We start from the raw sequence: 17,591 nt of genomic DNA on the forward strand, positions 1-17,591 counted from the left end.
ATCACAATGGCAGATGTTGATTTCGTTGCAATCAGGCAGCAGTTCCCGATTCTTGACCAAGAGATCCACGGTCATCCTCTGGTCTATCTGGACTCCGCCGCGACCTCGCAGAAGCCGCAGTGCGTGATTGACGCCGAAAGCGAGTTCTACCGCACCATCAACGCAGGTGTCCACCGCGGTGCCCACGAGTTGGCTGCCCGCAGCACGATGGCATTCGAAGAGGCGCGTGCCAAGGTCGCACGCCTGGTCGGCGCCAACAGCGAGGAAGGCGAGGAGGAAATCGTCGTCACCGCAGGTGCGACCGCGGGATTGAACCTACTGGCGACCGCGTTCGGCAATGTGAGCCTCGGCCGCGGCGGCAAGGCGGCCCAACGATTCGCTTTGAAGCCCGGCGATGAGATTGTGGTCTCCAAAGCAGAACACCATTCGGTGCTGCTGCCGTTCCAGGAGCTCGCCTACCGTACCGGAGCAACCCTCAAATGGTTCGATTTGACCGAGGACGGACGCATCCGTTCCGATACCGCCGACGAGGTCATCACCGAACGCACGAAGGTCGTCGCAATCACCCATGTGGGCAACACCACGGGCGCCATTACGGATATCGCGCCGATTGTCCGCCGCGCCCATGAAGTGGGGGCGGTCTTCATCCTCGACGCCTGCCAGTCCGTACCGCACCTGAAGGTTGATTTCCATGCGATGGATGTTGATTTCGCCGCGTGGAGCGCCCACAAGATGTACGGTCCGACCGGCGTAGGCTTCCTATATGGCAAGCGTGAGTTGCTGGAGGCCCTGCCGCCTGCCAATTTTGGTGGATCCATGGTCGAATTGGCGTGGATGGACAAGCCGGCAGAATATATGGCCCCGCCTGCACGTTTTGAAGCCGGGACCCAGCCCGTCGCCCAAGTGGTGGCAGCCGGCGTTGCCGCCGACTGGATGCGTGCTATTGGCATGGAGAACATCGAAGCGCATGAGAAGGCCATCGCCGGCGAACTGCTGAAACTCGGCGATATTGATGGAGTCCGGATCTTGGGACCGCGTGAAAATGTCGATCGTATCGGTACCGTGGCATTTGATGTCCAGGGCGTCCACCCGCATGATGTCGGCCAGTTCATCGATTCGCTGGGTATCGCAATCCGCGTCGGCCATCATTGTGCCCAGCCAGTGCACCGTCACTTCGGGCTGTATGCCTCCAATCGTGCATCCACCGGCGTGTATAACAGCGTTGAGGATGCGCAGGCCCTAGTCGAAGCGGTTTCTAAGGTCAGGCCATTCTTCAAGGTCTGATGCCAAGGCTGGTGGGCATTCGAAGCATGTTACATGCTTGCCCGACCGGTCTGACGGATACGCCCAATTCGCAGTCGATGAATGCGCTTTGGGCGTATCCCTTATCAGGTATGGTGGTAACGCTTCTGCGGGGGTATGATATGCCCCCGCAAGCATGTAAGCGAGAGTAGGGAACAGGCATGAGTGATGATTTCGGCATGAGCGGCGATGACCTGGAGCAGATGTATCAGGAGGTCATTCTCGAAGCGGCTCGCGATCCGCACGGGAAAGCGCATTTCGCGCCGGATCTGACCCAAGAGAACGACACCGCGACCGGCCAATCCTCGCTTGACCAAGGTGAGGCGAGCGTACGCCAGAACCACGAATACTGCGAAACCGGTCAATCACATCAATTCAACCCGACGTGCGGGGACGAGGCGACCATCCGTGTCGAAGTCTCGCAAGACGAGCCACATCGCATCGAACAGCTCGAGTGGGATGGCCACGGCTGTTCGATTTCCCAGGCGAGCCTGTCGGTGATGACCGATCTGGTCGAAGGTAAAACCGTCGATGAGGCCATGAACCTGGGCGCCACATTCCACAAACTCATGGAATCCCGAGGCAAGGGGCTTGCCGATGACGCCGAGAACGAACAGCTTGAGGATGCTGTGGTGTTCCAAGGCGTTTCGAAGTATCCTATGCGTATCAAATGTGCGTTGCTCGGCTGGGAAGGCATGAAAGATGCAGTCGCCAAGGCCTTGGCCTCGCAAGACAAGACACCCGCCGGCGAAGCCGACTGAGCCGATAAGGAGCAAGATGACAGATCAGGGCAATCTGGTCCCCGAACCACAATCCACGATTTTCGATACCGTTTCCCAAGCTTTGGGCAATGACAACGCTGCGCGCAAGGTCATGGCCAATCCGCAGCTGCTGGGCGCGTTGGGTGCCCAGGACGACAGCACGTCCGATACCAAGCCGGGGGAGGAGAACACCGCATCCGAAAGCGGCCGTTGCGCGTGCGGCAAGCACAGCAAGCAGGAATGCAAGCACGGGGACGAGACGGACAACGAGGATGATATCCCGCTGGTCGCTGTGGACGATATTGGCCGTGCAACCGCCGCGGACGTGAAAGAAGCACTGCACCAAGTCATTGATCCTGAACTCGGCATTGATGTCATCGACCTCGGCTTGGTGTACGGCATCGAAATCGATAATCTTGGACGCGCAATCATCACGATGACCCTTACCACGCCGGCGTGCCCGCTGACGGAACTCATCGAGGACGAATGCGCGAGCACGCTCGCAGGGCTCGTCGAGGAATTCCGCATCGACTGGACCTGGCAGCCGCGCTGGACCGTGGACAAAATCACCCCCGAGGGGCGTGAACAGCTTGCGGCCATCGGGTTCAATCTCGATGCCATGCCGCAATATTGATCGTCACAAAGCGCACGCCGTATACAAACCCGGTGCTGATATGCTTCCTGCCGCCTTTCATCAGGCAGCGGGAAGCATTACTGTTTGCAGCGCTGTATTCTGTATCGCGTACGTCAGTGCTTGACACGTGTCGCATAGAACGCGACCGCGCTGGAAGCTGCCACATTGAGGCTGTCCACGCCGTGGCTCATCGGGATTTTCACGGTGAGATCCGCGTCAGAAATCGTGCGATGGGATAACCCGTCGCCTTCTGTGCCGAAGATCAAGGCGAGTTTGTCGATATGGTCGGGGGACGCTGGATCATTGTCGAGCCGACGGACAAGCTCGTCAAGACTGATGGAATCGTCATCCAATGCCATGGCCGCTGTGGCGAACCCCAGCTCATGGAGCTGGGCGAGACCTTGGACCGGCCAGAAATGCGTGTCATCGCCGCCGATGCGCGTCCACGGCACCTGGAACACCGTGCCCATGGACACGCGGGCCGCCCTGCGGTAGAGCGGATCGCCGCACGAGGGCGTCACGAGCACCGCATCCACGTCAAGCGCAGCGGCTGAACGCATCAGAGCCCCGACATTGGTGTGATCGACGATGTTTTCCATGACGGCGATGCGGCGAGCGCCACGGCAGACCTCTTCGACGCTCGGCAGTGGCCAACGTTTCATCGCCGACAGCGCACCGCGGTGCAGACGGTATCCGGTCAGCCGTTTGAGTTGCTCGGGGCTGGCTACATACACGGGGATATCCGGCCCCCAATGCTGGTCGATGTATTCGAACTCGTCGCTCATGCCAGCGATCCATGGCTCTTCCACCAGCAGGGAGATTGGTTCACGGCCTGCGGCGAGCGCACGGTCGATGACTTTGGGGGATTCGGCGATGAACAGCCCCTTTGCGGGTTCAAGGCGGTTGCGGAGCTGGAGTTCGGTGAGATTGGTGTAGGCGGCGATGCGCTCGTCGTCGATGTTGTCCACATGAATCAGCCGCATGAAAACAGGATCTCCCTTGTCTCGATAGTGATGGCGTGCCGGTTCGCCTGTGTATCGTGGTGTGTTCCGAAGGCGTGGCGCGTCGGTTCCTTTATTGCATCATAGTATGCGGGCGCCTTGGCCGTGCGATGTCAGGCGTATCGTCCCATGGCCCGTGACAGCAGCGACAACGCGACCGGCCCTGCGGTGGACGCGCGCAGGATATTATGCCCGAGCAACGTGCACATGGCCCCTGCATCTGCGAATTGACGCGCTTCCTGCTCGCTGATTCCACCTTCTGGCCCGACGACGACATTTACCGTGCGGGTACGACCGTCTTCGAGGCAGCGTTGTTCCATATGCGCGACCGCCTGTTCAATCTGCTCCCAGTTGGCGGTCGCATCCTGGTGCAGGACGATGACGATATCGCCGAATACCATCGCCCGGCGGCAAACGGCCACGAGCTGCTTGCTGGAGATGCAATCGTCAAGCTGCGGCCGCCATGCCCGGCGTGACTGTTCTGTTGCGGCGTCGATGGTCTGTGACCATTTGCGATCGCTCCGTCCGCGTTTCCATTTGGCGATGGAGCGGTCCGCCTGCCAAGGGATAACCGTATCGACCCCGATCTGGGTGGCCATGTCGATTGCCTGCTCGTCATGGCCGGTTTTTGCGAGCGCCTGAATGAGCGCAAGTCGGGTGACAGGCGGTTCCTCTTTGCTGAACGCGCTGACTTGCGCTTGTCCCTGTTCGGCGTCGACCAGCGTGGTGTGGATGCGCAGGCCGTGGCCGTCAGACAGCTGGAGCGTGTCGCCGTCGTGCAGGCGCATGGCCTGGATGGCATGGCGTCTGATGGACCTGGGTAGCGTGATGTTCCATCCTTCACGAAGCGAGTCGGTGTTCACCGGCGCGTCGTCGGATTCGGGGTGCAGCAAAAACAGCGGATCAGTCATGGTTGCAAGGCTATCACCGGGTCAGGTTCCGCGGCTTGAGTGCGGTGTTGCCGTGCAGGTCATCCCTTTGGATTGTGCAATTACGGCAGGGCGCATCGCCGCCGCCCAGGAAAACGACACGCCCAAGAGGGGTCTGATTTGCGTCAGGCACGCGTCGTGCTATAGTTTCTTTCTGTTGCTTCAAGGCACATGTCCGGGTGGCGGAATGGTAGACGCGCTAGCTTGAGGTGCTAGTGCCTATTTTAAACGGGCGTGCGGGTTCAAGTCCCGCTCCGGACACAAGCAAGGCTTCCGAAGGGAAGCCTTTTTTGTTATCGGCGTGAATGTCATCGCTTATCCGAACGGTTCAATAGTATGGGAGCTGACGGTGTACAGCATGTACAACGACCCATTCGGTAAGGAGTGTGTATGAGCCAGTCCGATGATTGCCTGTTCTGCAAGATCATTGCGGGGGAAATTCCGAGCACCAAGGTGTACGAGGACGACACGGTGTACGCGTTCAAGGACATCGCGCCGAAAGCCAAGGTGCATGTTCTGATCGTGCCGCGCAAGCATTACGCGAATGCCGCTGAACTTGCCAAGGCTGACCCCAAGACACTCGCCCATATTGTCGAAGTCGCCCAGCATATTGCCGATGACGCCTTCCATGGCGCCTATCGCCTGGTGTTCAATACCGGCGAGGACGCAGGCCAAACGGTCTTCCACGTCCATGCCCATGTTCTGACCGGTCAGAAGTTCGAGGAGTAGGTTTCGGCAAGTGGCTACCACTACCCGCGTTGTTACGGTTCCCCCCGAGCTTGATCCCGTCGCCGTGTTCGGCCCGATTGACGAGGTCATTCGCGTAGTTGAGCAGGCGTTTCCGGAGCTGACCATTCTCGTGCGCGGCAATCGGGTCGCAATCGTATCCAGGTCAAAGCAGACCGAAGCCCAGGCCGCACAAGCCGAAGAGGTCATGCACACCTTGATCGACGAGGCGTATACCGCGCCGATGGATGCTGACACGGTTCGCCGTCTGCTTGACCGCCGCGTGCTACGCAATGGAGCACGATCGCAGCGTATGGATGATGTCCGTAAATTCGGAGCCGCTGCCGCGGTGCCTCGGAATGCCATGGTCGAGTCGGGTAGCCGAATCGACCAGGACCGCCGCCGTGCCCATGTGCCGGGTGTCATCACTTTCGCCGCCGGTGTTCCGGTCCGTCCCAAAACCCCGGGGCAGATCGCCTATGTCAATACGATTGAATCCAATACGATCACCTTCGCCATCGGCCCTGCCGGCACTGGAAAGACCTATCTCGCCGTGGCGAAGGCAGTTCGTGCATTCCAAGACGGTGAAGTCCGTCGAATCATCCTCACGCGTCCTGCGGTGGAGGCGGGGGAGAATCTCGGCTTCCTGCCCGGCACGTTGAGCGAGAAGGTCGATCCTTACCTGCGGCCGTTGTATGATGCGCTCTCCGATATGCTCGGCGCAGAACAGTTGCACCGGCTTATGGATGACGGCACTATCGAGGTGGCCCCGCTTGCATATATGCGCGGCCGTACGCTCAACGACGCTTTCGTCATCCTCGACGAGGCTCAGAACACGACCGAACAGCAGATGAAGATGTTCCTGACACGTCTGGGATTCAACACCAAGATGATCATTACGGGCGATATCACGCAGGTCGATTTGACCGTGCCACGTTCCGGCCTCGCAACAATCGAAGACATTCTGCATGGCATCAACGGTATCGCCTTCGCACACTTGGCTTCTGAAGACGTGGTGCGTCACGCGCTCGTCGGAAAAATCGTCCAAGCGTATGATCGGCATGCCGCCATCGCCGGGGACCATGGCAGACGCGGGCATCGCAGGAACGATACGCCGCACGGCCCGGCCGGACGTACGGAAGAGCACAACGGTGAAGCCGCCGGGCAGAACGCCCAAGGCGGCGATGAGAACCTCGGCGCAGCTGACAGCAATACCCACAACCTTTCCGATTATGAGGAGCATAACAACGTATGAGCGTTGATGTAACCAATGAAACTGTATGGAACATCGACCCGGAGGTCTTCTCCCAGCTCGGCGTGTGGGTGATGAGCCAGATGCGAGTAAGCATCCAATCGGATCTGACGATCCTGTTCGTCGATCCCGACCCCATCGCACAGTTGCATGAGCGCTGGATGAATCTGCAAGGTCCGACTGATGTGATGAGCTTCCCGATGGACGAATTACGTCCGGGCGACGGATCAACCGAAATGGAGGGCGTGCTCGGCGACATCGTCATCTGCCCTTGGGTAGCGAGGCAACAGGCCCTTGCCGCCGGCCATAGCACCATGCAGGAAATGATGCTGCTGACTATCCACGGCATCCTCCACCTTCTTGGATACGACCATGTAACCCCTGAACAGGAACGTCAGATGTTCGGTTTGCAGCGCCAATTGCTGCTCACCTATATGGCTGTTCGCCAAGTGGACGTCCCGTCGGCGACCCTGCCTTCCGGGGCGCGCGACATGCTTGTGGAATATGACGCCGGACATGCTCGGCCTGGGGCTGCAGGCGGAGCGGATGATGCGCATCATCAGTGACTGCGTAGCTGATATGTATTACAGTAAGACTGTTGGCGTGACGCCGATGGCCAGCTTGGTTCAGGGGGAATGAAATGCCTGATATGACTACGATTGTCTTGATTGCGTTGCTGGCCGTGGTAGCGGCGCTTCTGGTATGGCTGTCTTTGTCGATGGCGGCGGCGGAAGGCGCGGTGTCACGCGTCACCCGAGCCAGTCTGAACAATCGGATTTTGGAAGTCCAGACCGACCAGGAACTCACACAGTTCTCACGCATGAAGAAAATCGACAAGATTCACAAGGTGCAGAGGCTTATCGCCGACCGGTTCGCCACATCTGGATCATGTGCTTTCTTCCGTATCGTGTGCAACGTGTTCGACGGCGTGCTGGTGGCGAGCATCGTGTCCCTGTGCGGCGGTGTGTTGTGGGTGCAGCTGGTCAGCGGCATCGTGGCGGGCGTGTTTATCGGCGTGGTCTCCATCCTTGTCCGTCCTCGTTCCGCGGGTGCCGTCAAACCGGTCGATATCATGCTCAGGCACGTGCGTGTCGTGGGATTGGCTGTGGCGTTGACCCCGTTTGCCAAGGTCGGCGGCGACAAAGTCAATAAACGGCATCATCATGAGCAATCCGAGCTGTCCGACGACGAGGAACTGGAGAAGTTGCAGCTCGAACAGGGGCGCGCAACCATCGATCGGCTGGTCGAAGCCAATGATTTCGACCCGGAGGTCTCCGAGATGCTGCGCAATGTACTGACCTTGTCTGAGACGCTGACCCGCGAAATCATGGTGCCGCGCACCGATATGATCTGCATCGAACGCGGGCAAAATCTTCAGGATTTCCTGCAATTGTGTTCCAGATCCGGGTTCTCCCGGGTCCCGGTCATCGGCGACGACGTTGACGATCTGGTCGGTATGGCCTACCTCAAGGATGCCGTACGCGCCACGGCCTTTAATCCTGATGCGATGACCCGCGATGTGGAAAGCATCATCCGCAATCCTATGCTTGTTCCGGAATCTAAGCCGGTTGATGACCTGTTCCACGAAATGCAACGTACCCGGCAGCATGTCGCAATCGTGGTGGACGAATACGGCGGCATCGCCGGCATGGTCACCATCGAGGACACCATCGAGCAGATCGTCGGCGAACTTGAGGATGAGCACGACCGCACCCAGCACAGCGAACCTGAGCAAATCGGCGAACATATCTGGCGTATGCCCGCGAGGACGCCAATCGCCGATCTGGAGGATATTTTCGAGGTCGATATCGACGAGGACGATGTCGATACGGTCTACGGGTTGCTCACCAAACTGCTTGGCCGTGTCCCGATTGTCGGCGCTTCGGCGGTCACCCGTGGACTGCGTCTGACCGCAGTGGATTCGGCTGGCAGGCGCAAAAAGGTCTCAACAATCGTCGTCGAACCGGCACACGTCGAGCCCGGCGAGGACACTGGTAAACAACAGCAAATCGGCGGTCAGCACGTCAATGACCGACATGACACGGCGCAGGACGGCCATCCATCCCAGGACGGACAGGACAACACCGCCAACCGCCACGAGCAAGGAGCAGCATGAGCGAAAGCGATACCAGTACCGGACACGAACCGGCCCAACACGAGCCCGTCAAGGGTCACGACGTCTACCGGTCGGGATTCGTCGCGGTCGTGGGACGGCCGAATGTCGGCAAATCCACGTTGATGAACGCTTTGGTCGGCACACAGATTGCCATTGCCTCATCAAGGCCGGAAACGACCCGAAAAGCAATACGCGGCATCGTCACAACCGATAACGCCCAGCTGGTGTTGGTCGATACGCCTGGTATCCACCGCCCGCGGACTTTGCTCGGTCAGCGGCTCAATGATGTCGTTGAGGAATCCCTCGCCGATGTCGACGAAATCGCGTTCCTGCTTCCCGCCGACCAGGAAATCGGTCCGGGTGACAAACGTATTCTCAGCCGGTTGCGCTCTCAATTCGCCAAGAAACGCGATGACGGCAGCTTCGCATGGAAGATTCCGCTGATTGCGATCGTCACGAAAATCGATGAGCTCAATCGTCAGGAGCTGATTGAGAAACTCATCCAGGTTAATGAATTCGCCGATTTTACGGATATCGTCCCCGTCAGCGCCCTTGAGCACGACAACGTGTCTGAAGTGCGGGACGTCTTGATCGAGAACATGCCCGAAGGCCCGCAAATGTACCCGGCGGAACAGCTGACCGAGGAAAAGCCCGAATCAACCATCGCCGAACTTGTGCGTTGGGCTTTCCTTGAGGAGCTTGACGACGAACTGCCCCATTCGCTCGCGGTCGTCGTGGACAGCATCGAGTACCCCGACCCCGATGACCCCGAGAGCGACGGCAAAGCCCATGTTCTGGTTTCGATTTATGTCGAACGCGACTCGCAGAAGCCGATAATCATCGGTCACAAGGCCGAGCATCTGGTCAAGGTGCGCAAGAAACTGCGTACGCCGGTCAATCGTATCGTCGGGCAGAAGGCGAAACTCGACCTGCATGTCAAGGTCGCCAAGGACTGGCAGTCCGACCCGAAGAAGCTTGAACGACTTGGATTCTGATCCGAACTCCCAGTCGAGTCCCGGATCCGCCTGCACGTGCTCACGGCAAGAGGTCTTAAAGATCCTGCCGTGAGCGCGAAGTCAAGCGCCGAACGCGTATAACAACGATGATGGCCCGGCCCCCATAGTGGGGACCGGGCCATCATCATAACCGTCTTAAGGCTGCTCTTACTTACTGCTGCTTGCGCTTAGTGTACATCTGCGTGTTGAGCAGGGTCGCATACCGCTTGATGACCTTCGGGCGGATCACCTTCATCGAAGCGGTGAGCAGGCCGTTCTCCTGGGTGAATTCCTCGGGCAGGATAATGAACTTGCGTACGGATTCAGCGCGGGAGACGCCTTCGTTGGCCAGATCGACATATTTCTGAACTTCGGCGCGGACCACAGCGTTTCCGGCCGCCTCCTGCATCGACATATCGGCGTTGAGCCCCTTGGATTTGAGCCAAGGACGCAGGGAATCCTCGTCAAGCGTGATAAGCGCCGAAATGAACGGACGCTTGTCGCCGAGCACCAGGGCCTGCGAAACAAATTCGCACCGCTGGATGGTTTCCTCAATCGGGCCGGGAGAGACGTTCTTGCCGCCGGCGGTGATAATCAGGTCCTTCTTGCGGCCGATGATGTACAGGAATCCATTGTCGTCGAGATGACCCAAATCGCCGGTCGCATACCAACCATCCTGGGTGAAGGACGTTTCCGTCGCTTCCTCGTTCTTGTGATAGGCGTGGAACACCGATGCGCCCTTGACCTGAATCTCATTGTCGTCAGCGAGACGAATTGAGAAGCCCGGGAACGGGATACCAACGGAACCTTCATGGAACGGAACACCCAACGGATTGAATGCGCAGGGGGCGGTGGTTTCGGTCAGACCATAGCCTTCATACACGGGGATGCCGGCGCCGCGGAAGAAGGCGAGCAAATCCGGATCCAGCGGGGCGCCGCCGGTGACAATCCACTTGGCGCGGCCGCCGAGCACCTCTCGCAAGGACTTGTACACCAGCGGGTCGTAGGCAGCGCGCTCCACGCGCGTGAGCGTCGAAGCCTTGCCTTGATCGCTGATCTCCTTCATGAACTTCTGGGCGGTGACCACCGAAGCGGCGAACATGACACCCTTAGCGCCATGACCAGCCTTCTGCGAAGCGGCGTTGTAAATCTTCTCGAGGACACGCGGCACCACGATCATCACCGACGGACGGGAAACCTGCAAATCGCCGATCATGGTCTTGATGCCTTCGGCGATGTAGATATGCAGCTGGCTCGCCACGCAGATGTAGTTGATTGCACGGGCGAAGGAATGCGCCTGCGGAAGGAACAACAGAATCGTGTTCTTTTCGTCGTGCAACAGGTCAGGCATGTAGTCCGGCAGGTTGAGCGCGGTCGCGCAATAATCCTCATGCGTCATCTCCACGCCCTTCGGCGCGGCGGTCGAACCGGACGTATACACGATTGAGCACAGATCGGTTTTCTTCACCGAATCGATGCGGGCGTCAAGCTCCTCGTCACTGACCGCGTCCGCATACGCCTGCAGCTCGTACAGGCCGCCGGTTTCGAAGCAGAAGACCTGCTCGAGCGTGGGGCATTCCTCCATCGCGCCGTCAGCCTTGTCTCGCATGTCAGTGGTCTGTACGACCAAGAAGCGTGCATCGGAATTATCCACGATATTGCGGATCTGCTCCGCAGAATCAGTGTCATAGATGGTGGCCAACACGCCGCCGCACGCCATCACTGCCGCGTCGAACACATCCCACTCATAAGAGGTGCGGCACATGAACGCGACGCCGTCGCCCTTCTTCAGCCCATAATGCATGAGGCCCTTGGCCGTCACACGCACCTCGTGAAGGAATTCGTTGGCGGTTTTCGTCGTCCATTCGCCGTTGACCTTGAATGTGTACAGCGGCTTGTCGCCCATGCGCTTGGCGCGGTCGGCGTAGATGTCGTAGATGCTCCAACCGTCGTCCAGCGGGGGATTGCCGGCGGTGGAGGCTGTCAGGCAACCCGTCTTCTGATCGATGAACGTGGTTGTGGGATACCCTGGCCCCCATTCTGCGCTATTGGGCAGATTGACCGGCATATCCGCGACTTCGATGTCCTGCGGATCGATGTAGTCAGGATCGCCCGGCTGGTCGTCGCTGACCGGATGGGTGAAATCCCCGCCAAGGCGCAGCGCCTTACGGGTGACTCTCATCGTTTGGTCCTTGATGGAATTGAGTAGGGACACGTCTCGCTCCTTGGCATTCACTTCAGCTATCAACCTTGTCATGATAGTCGAAAAAATCCCCTCCGTCACCTTACGGTCGCGTAGCTGAGGCGGTCGCGGGACCGGCAGACGGAAGGCCGGGCATCGACACCGGAGAAATAGGGTAGACTGTGCCCGTACCCCACGTACGCAATAGTAATGAAGCTAGAAAGGGCTGCTATGGCTGAACAACCAGAAGCCGGCGTGCAGTTCGGTGTCTTCAACGAGACGACCGAGCATGAACGGCGTGTGGCACTGACGCCTGACATTGTCGCAAGGCTGCGCAAAAAAGGCGTCGGATGTCTGATCGAACAGGGAGCGGGACTTGCCGCGCAATATACGGATGCCGATTACGAACGTGCCGGCGCTCGCGTGTGCGATCGGCAAACGGTGCTTGCCACGTGTGACGCCTTCGGATTCGTATCCCGGCCGGATGCCACGCTGGTTACCGCGATGCGTCCGGGGCAATGGGTTATCGGTATGCTCGGATCCTTCACCGATGACGCGTATATCGCGTCTCTTGCGCAGGCCGGACTGACCGCCGTCGCCATCGAACGCCTGCCCAGGCAGCTGAGTGCGGCGCAATCCATGGATGAGATGACCTCGCAGAATTCTGTCATGGGCTACAAGGCGGCACTCGTCGCGGCGAACGCTTACCAGGCCTTCCTTCCCATGATGACCACTGCGGCGGGCACCATCCGTCCTGCGAAGGTGCTGGTGTTGGGTGCTGGAATCGCCGGACTCCAGGCGATTGGCACCGCCCGTCGACTCGGCGCGGTCGTCACTGCGTATGATGTCCGTCCGGCATCGAAAGGCGAAGTCGAGTCCTTGGGCGCGAAATTCCTCGATCTCGGTCTTGATTTCTCGGCCGGTCAAGGGCAGGGCGGCTACGCACGTCAGCTCACCAAGGAGGAACAGGCGGCGCAGCAGGCTGCGGTTGATGAGAAGGCCGCCCAGTTCGATATCGTGATCACCACCGCGAAGGTTCCCGGCCGCAAGCCGCCGATGCTGCTCACGGCGGCCGGCGTCAAGGCGTTGCATCGTGGAGCGGTTATCGTCGATTGCGCTGCGAGCGACCTCGGCGGCAATGTCGAAGGCTCTGTGGTCGGCACGCAAGTCACCGAAGGCGGTGTCACCATCATCGGAGCACCGTATCTGGCATCTGATGTCTCCAACACAGCTTCGAACCTGCTGTCGCGCAATGTTGCTGACGTGCTGTCCCACTTCGTGCGCGACGGCCGTCTGAGAACCGTCGCCGGGGACGAGTTGGACGACGCCCTTGTGGTCGCCGGGCTCGAAGCATCCGCAACCGAAGAATCCGGAAAGAAAGGGGAGTGACTCATGGATCCACTTGTTGTATCCATTACGTTGTTCGTCCTGGCGTTGCTCATCGGCGTCGAAGTCATCGGCAAAGTACCGGCGACGCTGCACACGCCGCTGATGTCAGGCGCCAATTCGATTCATGGCATCGTGATTGTAGGCGTGGTCATCGTCGCTGCGCAGGCGAATTCGCCGCTTGCATACGTGTTCGTGTTCCTCGCCGCGGTGCTGGGCACGATGAACGTCGTCGGCGGATATGTGGTCACCGATCGCATGCTTGAGATGTTCAAGAGCTCCAAACCCGCGAAATCCGCGGATGATTCCGACGCTGACGAGGAGGCCGGCAAGTGAACGCCATCGATACCGTAGCCTGGTTCGTATATCTGCTCTCGGCCGTAATGTTCGTCATCGGCCTGCACTTCATGAATTCACCGAAAACCGCCCGTCGCGGCAACCAGATCTCCGCCGTCGGCATGGTGATCGCCATAATCATGGCTTTCGTACACTTGTTCGTCACCGGATACCGTTCTAATATCGCGATCATCCTGTTGCTGCTGGGCATTGCAATCGGCGCGGTCGCCGGTGTCGTCAGCGCGAAAAAGGTGAAAATGACCGACATGCCGCAGCTGGTGTCCATTTTCAACACCGTCGGTGGCGGAGCAGCCGCACTGGTCGCGCTCAACGACATTCTCACCCCCGCCAAGGCGCCCGGGCTGGTGGTGCTGATCACCGCCGGGCTTGGCGTGGTCATCGGCTCGGTCACCTTCACCGGTTCGTTGGTCGCGGCAGGCAAGTTGCAAGGCGTGAAGTTCCTGCGCAAGCTGACATTGCCCGGCAAAGGCTTCCTCAACGTGCTGTTCATCGTGCTGACCATCGCGTCCTTCGTGATGCTGTGCGTGCAGCCCGGGCAGCGCCTGCTGTGGGCGGTGCTCACCACGGTGTTCGCACTGGTGTACGGTCTGGTCTTCGTCATCCCGATCGGCGGAGCGGACATGCCGGTGGTCATTTCCGTGCTCAACGCATGCACGGGTACTGCAGTGGCGATGAGCGGCTTGGCGATTGACAATGTCGCGCTGATTGTTGCCGGCGCCCTTGTCGGTGCTGCCGGTGTGACGTTGTCGATCCTGATGGCCCAGGCGATGAACAGGCCGTTGCACAGCGTGCTCGCCGGCGGATTCGGAGGCGCTTCGAACGCCTCCGCCAACGACGACGGCCCCGAAGGCACCATGAAAGAGACCACGGCAGACGATGTCGCCGTCCAGCTCGTGTATGCGCAGAAGGTCATTTTCGTCCCCGGCTTCGGTCTCGCTCAGGCGCAAGCCCAGCGTGAGCTCGCCGACCTCGGCGAACTGCTCAAGGAGCATGGCGTGGAAGTGTCCTACGCGATTCACCCGGTCGCCGGCCGTATGCCGGGACATATGAACGTGCTGCTCGCCGAGGCGAACGTCCCGTATGACGAACTGGTGGACCTTGATGACATCAATCCGCAGTTCCCATCCGCCAATGTGGCTCTGGTCGTCGGCGCGAACGACGTGACCAATCCTGCGGCCCGCCGCCCTGGGACACCGGTTTCGGGCATGCCGATCCTCGACGTTGACCAGGCACAGCATGTGGTGGTCATGAAGCGCGGACGAGGACGCGGGTACGCTGGCATAGAGAACGAGCTGTATTTCGAAGACAACACGCAGATGCTGTTCGGCGATGCGAAAGCCGGACTGCAAGCCGTGATCGCGGCCGTTAAGGAGCTGTTGGCCTGATGTGTGTCCGCGCCTTGGAACACTGACAGGGAAAACTCCAGTGGACGGGGTTGCGCGTGTACCGCGACTCGGAAAACGGGCTTGGATACGCCTGCTCATAGCGGTGTATCCAAGCCCGTTTGCTTTCCGCATCGGACGAGTGTCCAAAATCGCAACCATGATGTGGACATTCTGAATAGTGGTTTCTCGCCGGTTGGTAACATCTCAATTACAACATCAAGGTTATCGTCCGCTGCGGGAAAGCCCTCCGGTTCTTGGGCTTCCGGGTAGGTTTCATGCCCAGCTCGACAGCGTGACGGCGCACCAGAACACTGCTGGCCAAAAGCCGGTTCGTGTGTGTGATTTGGCGGCGTCGGCAGGTCCGTTCAAACGGCGGGCATGACGCGCCGCCTTTTCTTTTTTGCGGCCTGGTTCAACACCGCAGACGGTCAGGCTATCCGCAACCCTTCTTCGACGATGGACTGCACCATACGCCAGTAGGTGTCCGGGTCTTTCACCGACGACAACGTGTGTCCGGCGCCCGTTACGCTGAGCGTGAGACAATGCCGCCCGCGGTAGGCGCTGACGATCCTGTCCATGAATTCATGCGGCACCAATTGGTCGGCTGTCCCGTGCACGCACAGCATCGGCACGTGGATACGCGACGTTGCACGCACGCAGTCGCCGTCAGTCAGCCCAAATCCCGCATGAATACGGCAGATGACGCTCATGGCGCCAAGCATGGGTAGCCCGACAATCCGCGGCAACCTGAGCATCGACTTGGTCACATACCGCATCTGGGAGCTGACGCTTGGATACCCGCTGTCCTCGATCACCGCCTTCACCTGCGCAGGAAAATCAGGCTCGCCCGCGGCGAGCATCACCGCCGCGGCACCCATCGAGTTGCCATGCAGGATGATTTGCGCGTCCGGATCGCCTCTGACCACAAGATTAATCCAACGCATCACATCACGCCGGTCAAGATACCCCATGCCGACGTATCTGCCTTGACTGCGCTCATGCGCCCGCAAAGCGGGCAACAGCACCGTGCACCCCATACGCGCGTACCGCAACGCGTATCTCGCCATTTCCTGCGGTTCCCCGCAAAAACCATGGCAGCATATCGCGTACAGATGCGGCTTCGGATCAAGCCTGTCGGGATCCAACACCCATGCGTGCAGACGCAATCCGTCTTCGCTGTAAGTAGTCAGGGACTGACGGGTCGCCTGGAACCACTGAACCGCGTCACGCTGTTCATCATTGTCCTGCTGCTTGAGCTGCTCGCCAATCTCTTCAATCGCGCGCTTGTTGCTTTTGATGAACAAAGGCGAACGCACATCGCAAGCGGTGCGGAACGCCGCATCGCCAAGCGCGAACATCCCAGCGCCTATGGCCGCCGACGTGGCAGCGGCACCGATGCCGATATGCTTGATTGCTGACTTGTGAGTCTTCTCAGTCGCGGACATGTCCACTCCGTTCCTTGCCGATGTACTGTCTTCTATTCTAATGATGGTGACGGTCTGGAATCGATATATGCGAACCGCGGGTCAATCATCCATGGCGCGTCGCATCGTGGCCGAACACGTCCATACCCATGTGTATATAAGAAGAGTTGCTTTGGCGGACTTGTTCGCCACGCTTTGGCGAGGGAGGCGCACGTCTCCGTTATCGACTCGGCTGATGGCACGGCATCTTTCGGTGTCCGGGAATCGGCGCGTCGGCGCGCCGAAACAACACCGGACTTGGAACAATCCTTGCTCCGGAAGATCACTATGAAGGAGAGCCATATGGCAACCAATACCATCACCCTCGAAGGCGAAGTCCGCGACCAGTTCGGCAAGGGCGTCGCCCGCCGTCTGCGTGTGGCCAACAAGATCCCGGCCACCATCTATGCCGGTGGCAACCAGCCGGTGTTCGTCACCCTCCCGATGAAGGAGACCACCCTGGCGCTGCGTCACACTAACGCGCTGTTCACCATCAACTATGGCGGCGAATCCAAGATCGCAGTCGTCAAGGACGTGCAGCGCAACCCTGTCAAGCGCATCGTCGAGCATGTCGATTTCTACGAGGTCAAGGCCGGCGAGAAGATCGACGTCGAGGTCCCAGTCTTCGTCGAAGGCACCCCGAAGGGCGCTGCCGTCGCATTCGTCGACATCCAGGAGCTCAAGGTTCGCGCCGATGTGTCCAACCTGCCTGAGCGTATCGTCATTGACGTTGACGGCATGACCGACGGCACCAAGGTGTTCGCCAAGGACGTCAAGCTGCCGGAAGGCGCCGAGCTCGACATCGACGATCCGGAAGAGTCCGTGGTCACCGTCGAGGTGCCTGAGGATGCCACCGAGTCCACCGCCGAGACTGCTGACACCACTGCGGCCGCTCCTGCCGCTGACGCCGCAGCCCCTGCTGACGACGCCGCAGCAGACAACAAGTGATTGAACCCGTCGGGGCTTTCGGTTCATATGCTAGGCCCGCGACGGTACCGTCCAAGGACCCCGCCTTCATGGCGGGGTTCCGCATTTTCCGGCTCTTTCATAATGTGAACCTCTTCACACATTCGTCCCAGACCTGTGCGAGAGTAATCTCAGA

16 protein-coding genes and 1 tRNA gene are annotated in these 17,591 nt (G+C 59.4%); 13 read left to right on the plus strand and 4 right to left on the minus strand.

The features are described from left to right. The first annotated feature begins 6 nt into the window (after positions 1 to 6). The 3 genes from CQR48_RS04450 to CQR48_RS04460 all read left to right on the plus strand — a co-directional run bounded on the left by CQR48_RS04450 (position 7) and on the right by CQR48_RS04460 (position 2,697). Complete coding sequence (locus CQR48_RS04450) at positions 7 to 1,284, plus strand: cysteine desulfurase (RefSeq protein WP_101452125.1); 1,278 nt, start codon at positions 7 to 9, stop codon at positions 1,282 to 1,284. Positions 1,285 to 1,463: 179 nt separating this feature from the next. Beyond that, the gene (sufU, locus tag CQR48_RS04455; RefSeq protein WP_015450500.1) at positions 1,464 to 2,063 is read left to right on the plus strand and encodes a Fe-S cluster assembly sulfur transfer protein SufU; all 600 of its coding nucleotides are present in this window, start codon (positions 1,464 to 1,466) and stop codon (positions 2,061 to 2,063) included. A gap of 16 nt (positions 2,064 to 2,079) precedes the next feature. Continuing rightward, on the plus strand, positions 2,080 to 2,697 hold the full coding sequence (locus CQR48_RS04460) for a metal-sulfur cluster assembly factor (protein WP_101452126.1): 618 nt from the start codon (positions 2,080 to 2,082) through the stop codon (positions 2,695 to 2,697). 113 nt (positions 2,698 to 2,810) lie between these two features. On the opposite strand, the gene CQR48_RS04465 is transcribed toward CQR48_RS04460, so the two are convergent. Continuing rightward, the gene (locus tag CQR48_RS04465) at positions 2,811 to 3,680 is read right to left on the minus strand and encodes a TrmH family RNA methyltransferase (RefSeq protein ID WP_015450502.1); all 870 of its coding nucleotides are present in this window, start codon (positions 3,678 to 3,680) and stop codon (positions 2,811 to 2,813) included. Between the two features lie 131 nt (positions 3,681 to 3,811). Then, positions 3,812 to 4,609, minus strand: a complete 798-nt coding sequence (locus CQR48_RS04470; RefSeq protein WP_015450503.1) for a 16S rRNA (uracil(1498)-N(3))-methyltransferase — start codon at positions 4,607 to 4,609, stop codon at positions 3,812 to 3,814. Between the two features lie 191 nt (positions 4,610 to 4,800). Between CQR48_RS04470 and CQR48_RS04475 the strand changes: the two genes are divergently transcribed. The 6 genes from CQR48_RS04475 to era all read left to right on the plus strand — a co-directional run bounded on the left by CQR48_RS04475 (position 4,801) and on the right by era (position 9,716). Next, positions 4,801 to 4,888: transfer RNA gene (locus tag CQR48_RS04475), tRNA-Leu, on the plus strand. A 129-nt stretch (positions 4,889 to 5,017) separates the two neighbouring features. After that, positions 5,018 to 5,356: a histidine triad nucleotide-binding protein gene (locus CQR48_RS04480; RefSeq protein ID WP_015450504.1), complete on the plus strand. Its 339-nt coding sequence runs from the start codon at positions 5,018 to 5,020 to the stop codon at positions 5,354 to 5,356. Between the two features lie 10 nt (positions 5,357 to 5,366). Further along, positions 5,367 to 6,608 (plus strand): PhoH family protein, encoded by a 1,242-nt coding sequence (locus CQR48_RS04485; protein WP_101452127.1) that lies wholly within the window; start codon positions 5,367 to 5,369, stop codon positions 6,606 to 6,608. Then, positions 6,605 to 7,171, plus strand: a complete 567-nt coding sequence (gene ybeY / locus CQR48_RS04490; protein WP_015450506.1) for an rRNA maturation RNase YbeY — start codon at positions 6,605 to 6,607, stop codon at positions 7,169 to 7,171. The genes CQR48_RS04485 and ybeY overlap by 4 nt, the downstream gene beginning before the upstream one ends. A gap of 74 nt (positions 7,172 to 7,245) precedes the next feature. Beyond that, complete coding sequence (locus tag CQR48_RS04495; protein ID WP_244898937.1) at positions 7,246 to 8,721, plus strand: hemolysin family protein; 1,476 nt, start codon at positions 7,246 to 7,248, stop codon at positions 8,719 to 8,721. Then, on the plus strand, positions 8,718 to 9,716 hold the full coding sequence (gene era / locus CQR48_RS04500; protein WP_033505532.1) for a GTPase Era: 999 nt from the start codon (positions 8,718 to 8,720) through the stop codon (positions 9,714 to 9,716). The genes CQR48_RS04495 and era overlap by 4 nt, the downstream gene beginning before the upstream one ends. Positions 9,717 to 9,888: 172 nt before the next feature. On the opposite strand, the gene CQR48_RS04505 is transcribed toward era, so the two are convergent. Further along, the gene (locus CQR48_RS04505; RefSeq protein WP_371836380.1) at positions 9,889 to 11,898 is read right to left on the minus strand and encodes an AMP-dependent synthetase/ligase; all 2,010 of its coding nucleotides are present in this window, start codon (positions 11,896 to 11,898) and stop codon (positions 9,889 to 9,891) included. 231 nt (positions 11,899 to 12,129) lie between these two features. Between CQR48_RS04505 and CQR48_RS04510 the strand changes: the two genes are divergently transcribed. Genes CQR48_RS04510 through CQR48_RS04520 form a run of 3 tightly spaced genes read left to right on the plus strand, consistent with a single transcriptional unit; the run spans position 12,130 to position 15,026 of the window. Then, a complete protein-coding gene (locus CQR48_RS04510) occupies positions 12,130 to 13,287 on the plus strand; it encodes an NAD(P) transhydrogenase subunit alpha (RefSeq protein ID WP_101452129.1) in 1,158 nt (385 codons plus the stop codon). A gap of 3 nt (positions 13,288 to 13,290) precedes the next feature. Next, positions 13,291 to 13,620 (plus strand): NAD(P) transhydrogenase subunit alpha part 2, encoded by a 330-nt coding sequence (locus tag CQR48_RS04515; RefSeq protein ID WP_015450511.1) that lies wholly within the window; start codon positions 13,291 to 13,293, stop codon positions 13,618 to 13,620. After that, complete coding sequence (locus tag CQR48_RS04520) at positions 13,617 to 15,026, plus strand: NAD(P)(+) transhydrogenase (Re/Si-specific) subunit beta (RefSeq protein ID WP_101452130.1); 1,410 nt, start codon at positions 13,617 to 13,619, stop codon at positions 15,024 to 15,026. Before CQR48_RS04515 ends, CQR48_RS04520 begins: the two co-directional genes overlap by 4 nt. Before the next feature lie 428 nt (positions 15,027 to 15,454). On the opposite strand, the gene CQR48_RS04525 is transcribed toward CQR48_RS04520, so the two are convergent. After that, complete coding sequence (locus CQR48_RS04525; protein ID WP_101452131.1) at positions 15,455 to 16,471, minus strand: alpha/beta hydrolase; 1,017 nt, start codon at positions 16,469 to 16,471, stop codon at positions 15,455 to 15,457. Positions 16,472 to 16,792: 321 nt separating this feature from the next. On the opposite strand from CQR48_RS04525, the gene CQR48_RS04530 reads away from it, so the two are divergent. Further along, positions 16,793 to 17,437, plus strand: a complete 645-nt coding sequence (locus CQR48_RS04530; RefSeq protein WP_033505547.1) for a 50S ribosomal protein L25/general stress protein Ctc — start codon at positions 16,793 to 16,795, stop codon at positions 17,435 to 17,437. Positions 17,438 to 17,591 lie beyond the last annotated feature (154 nt).

Source organism: Bifidobacterium thermophilum (assembly GCF_002846655.1).
GTDB classification, from domain to species: domain Bacteria; phylum Actinomycetota; class Actinomycetes; order Actinomycetales; family Bifidobacteriaceae; genus Bifidobacterium; species Bifidobacterium thermophilum.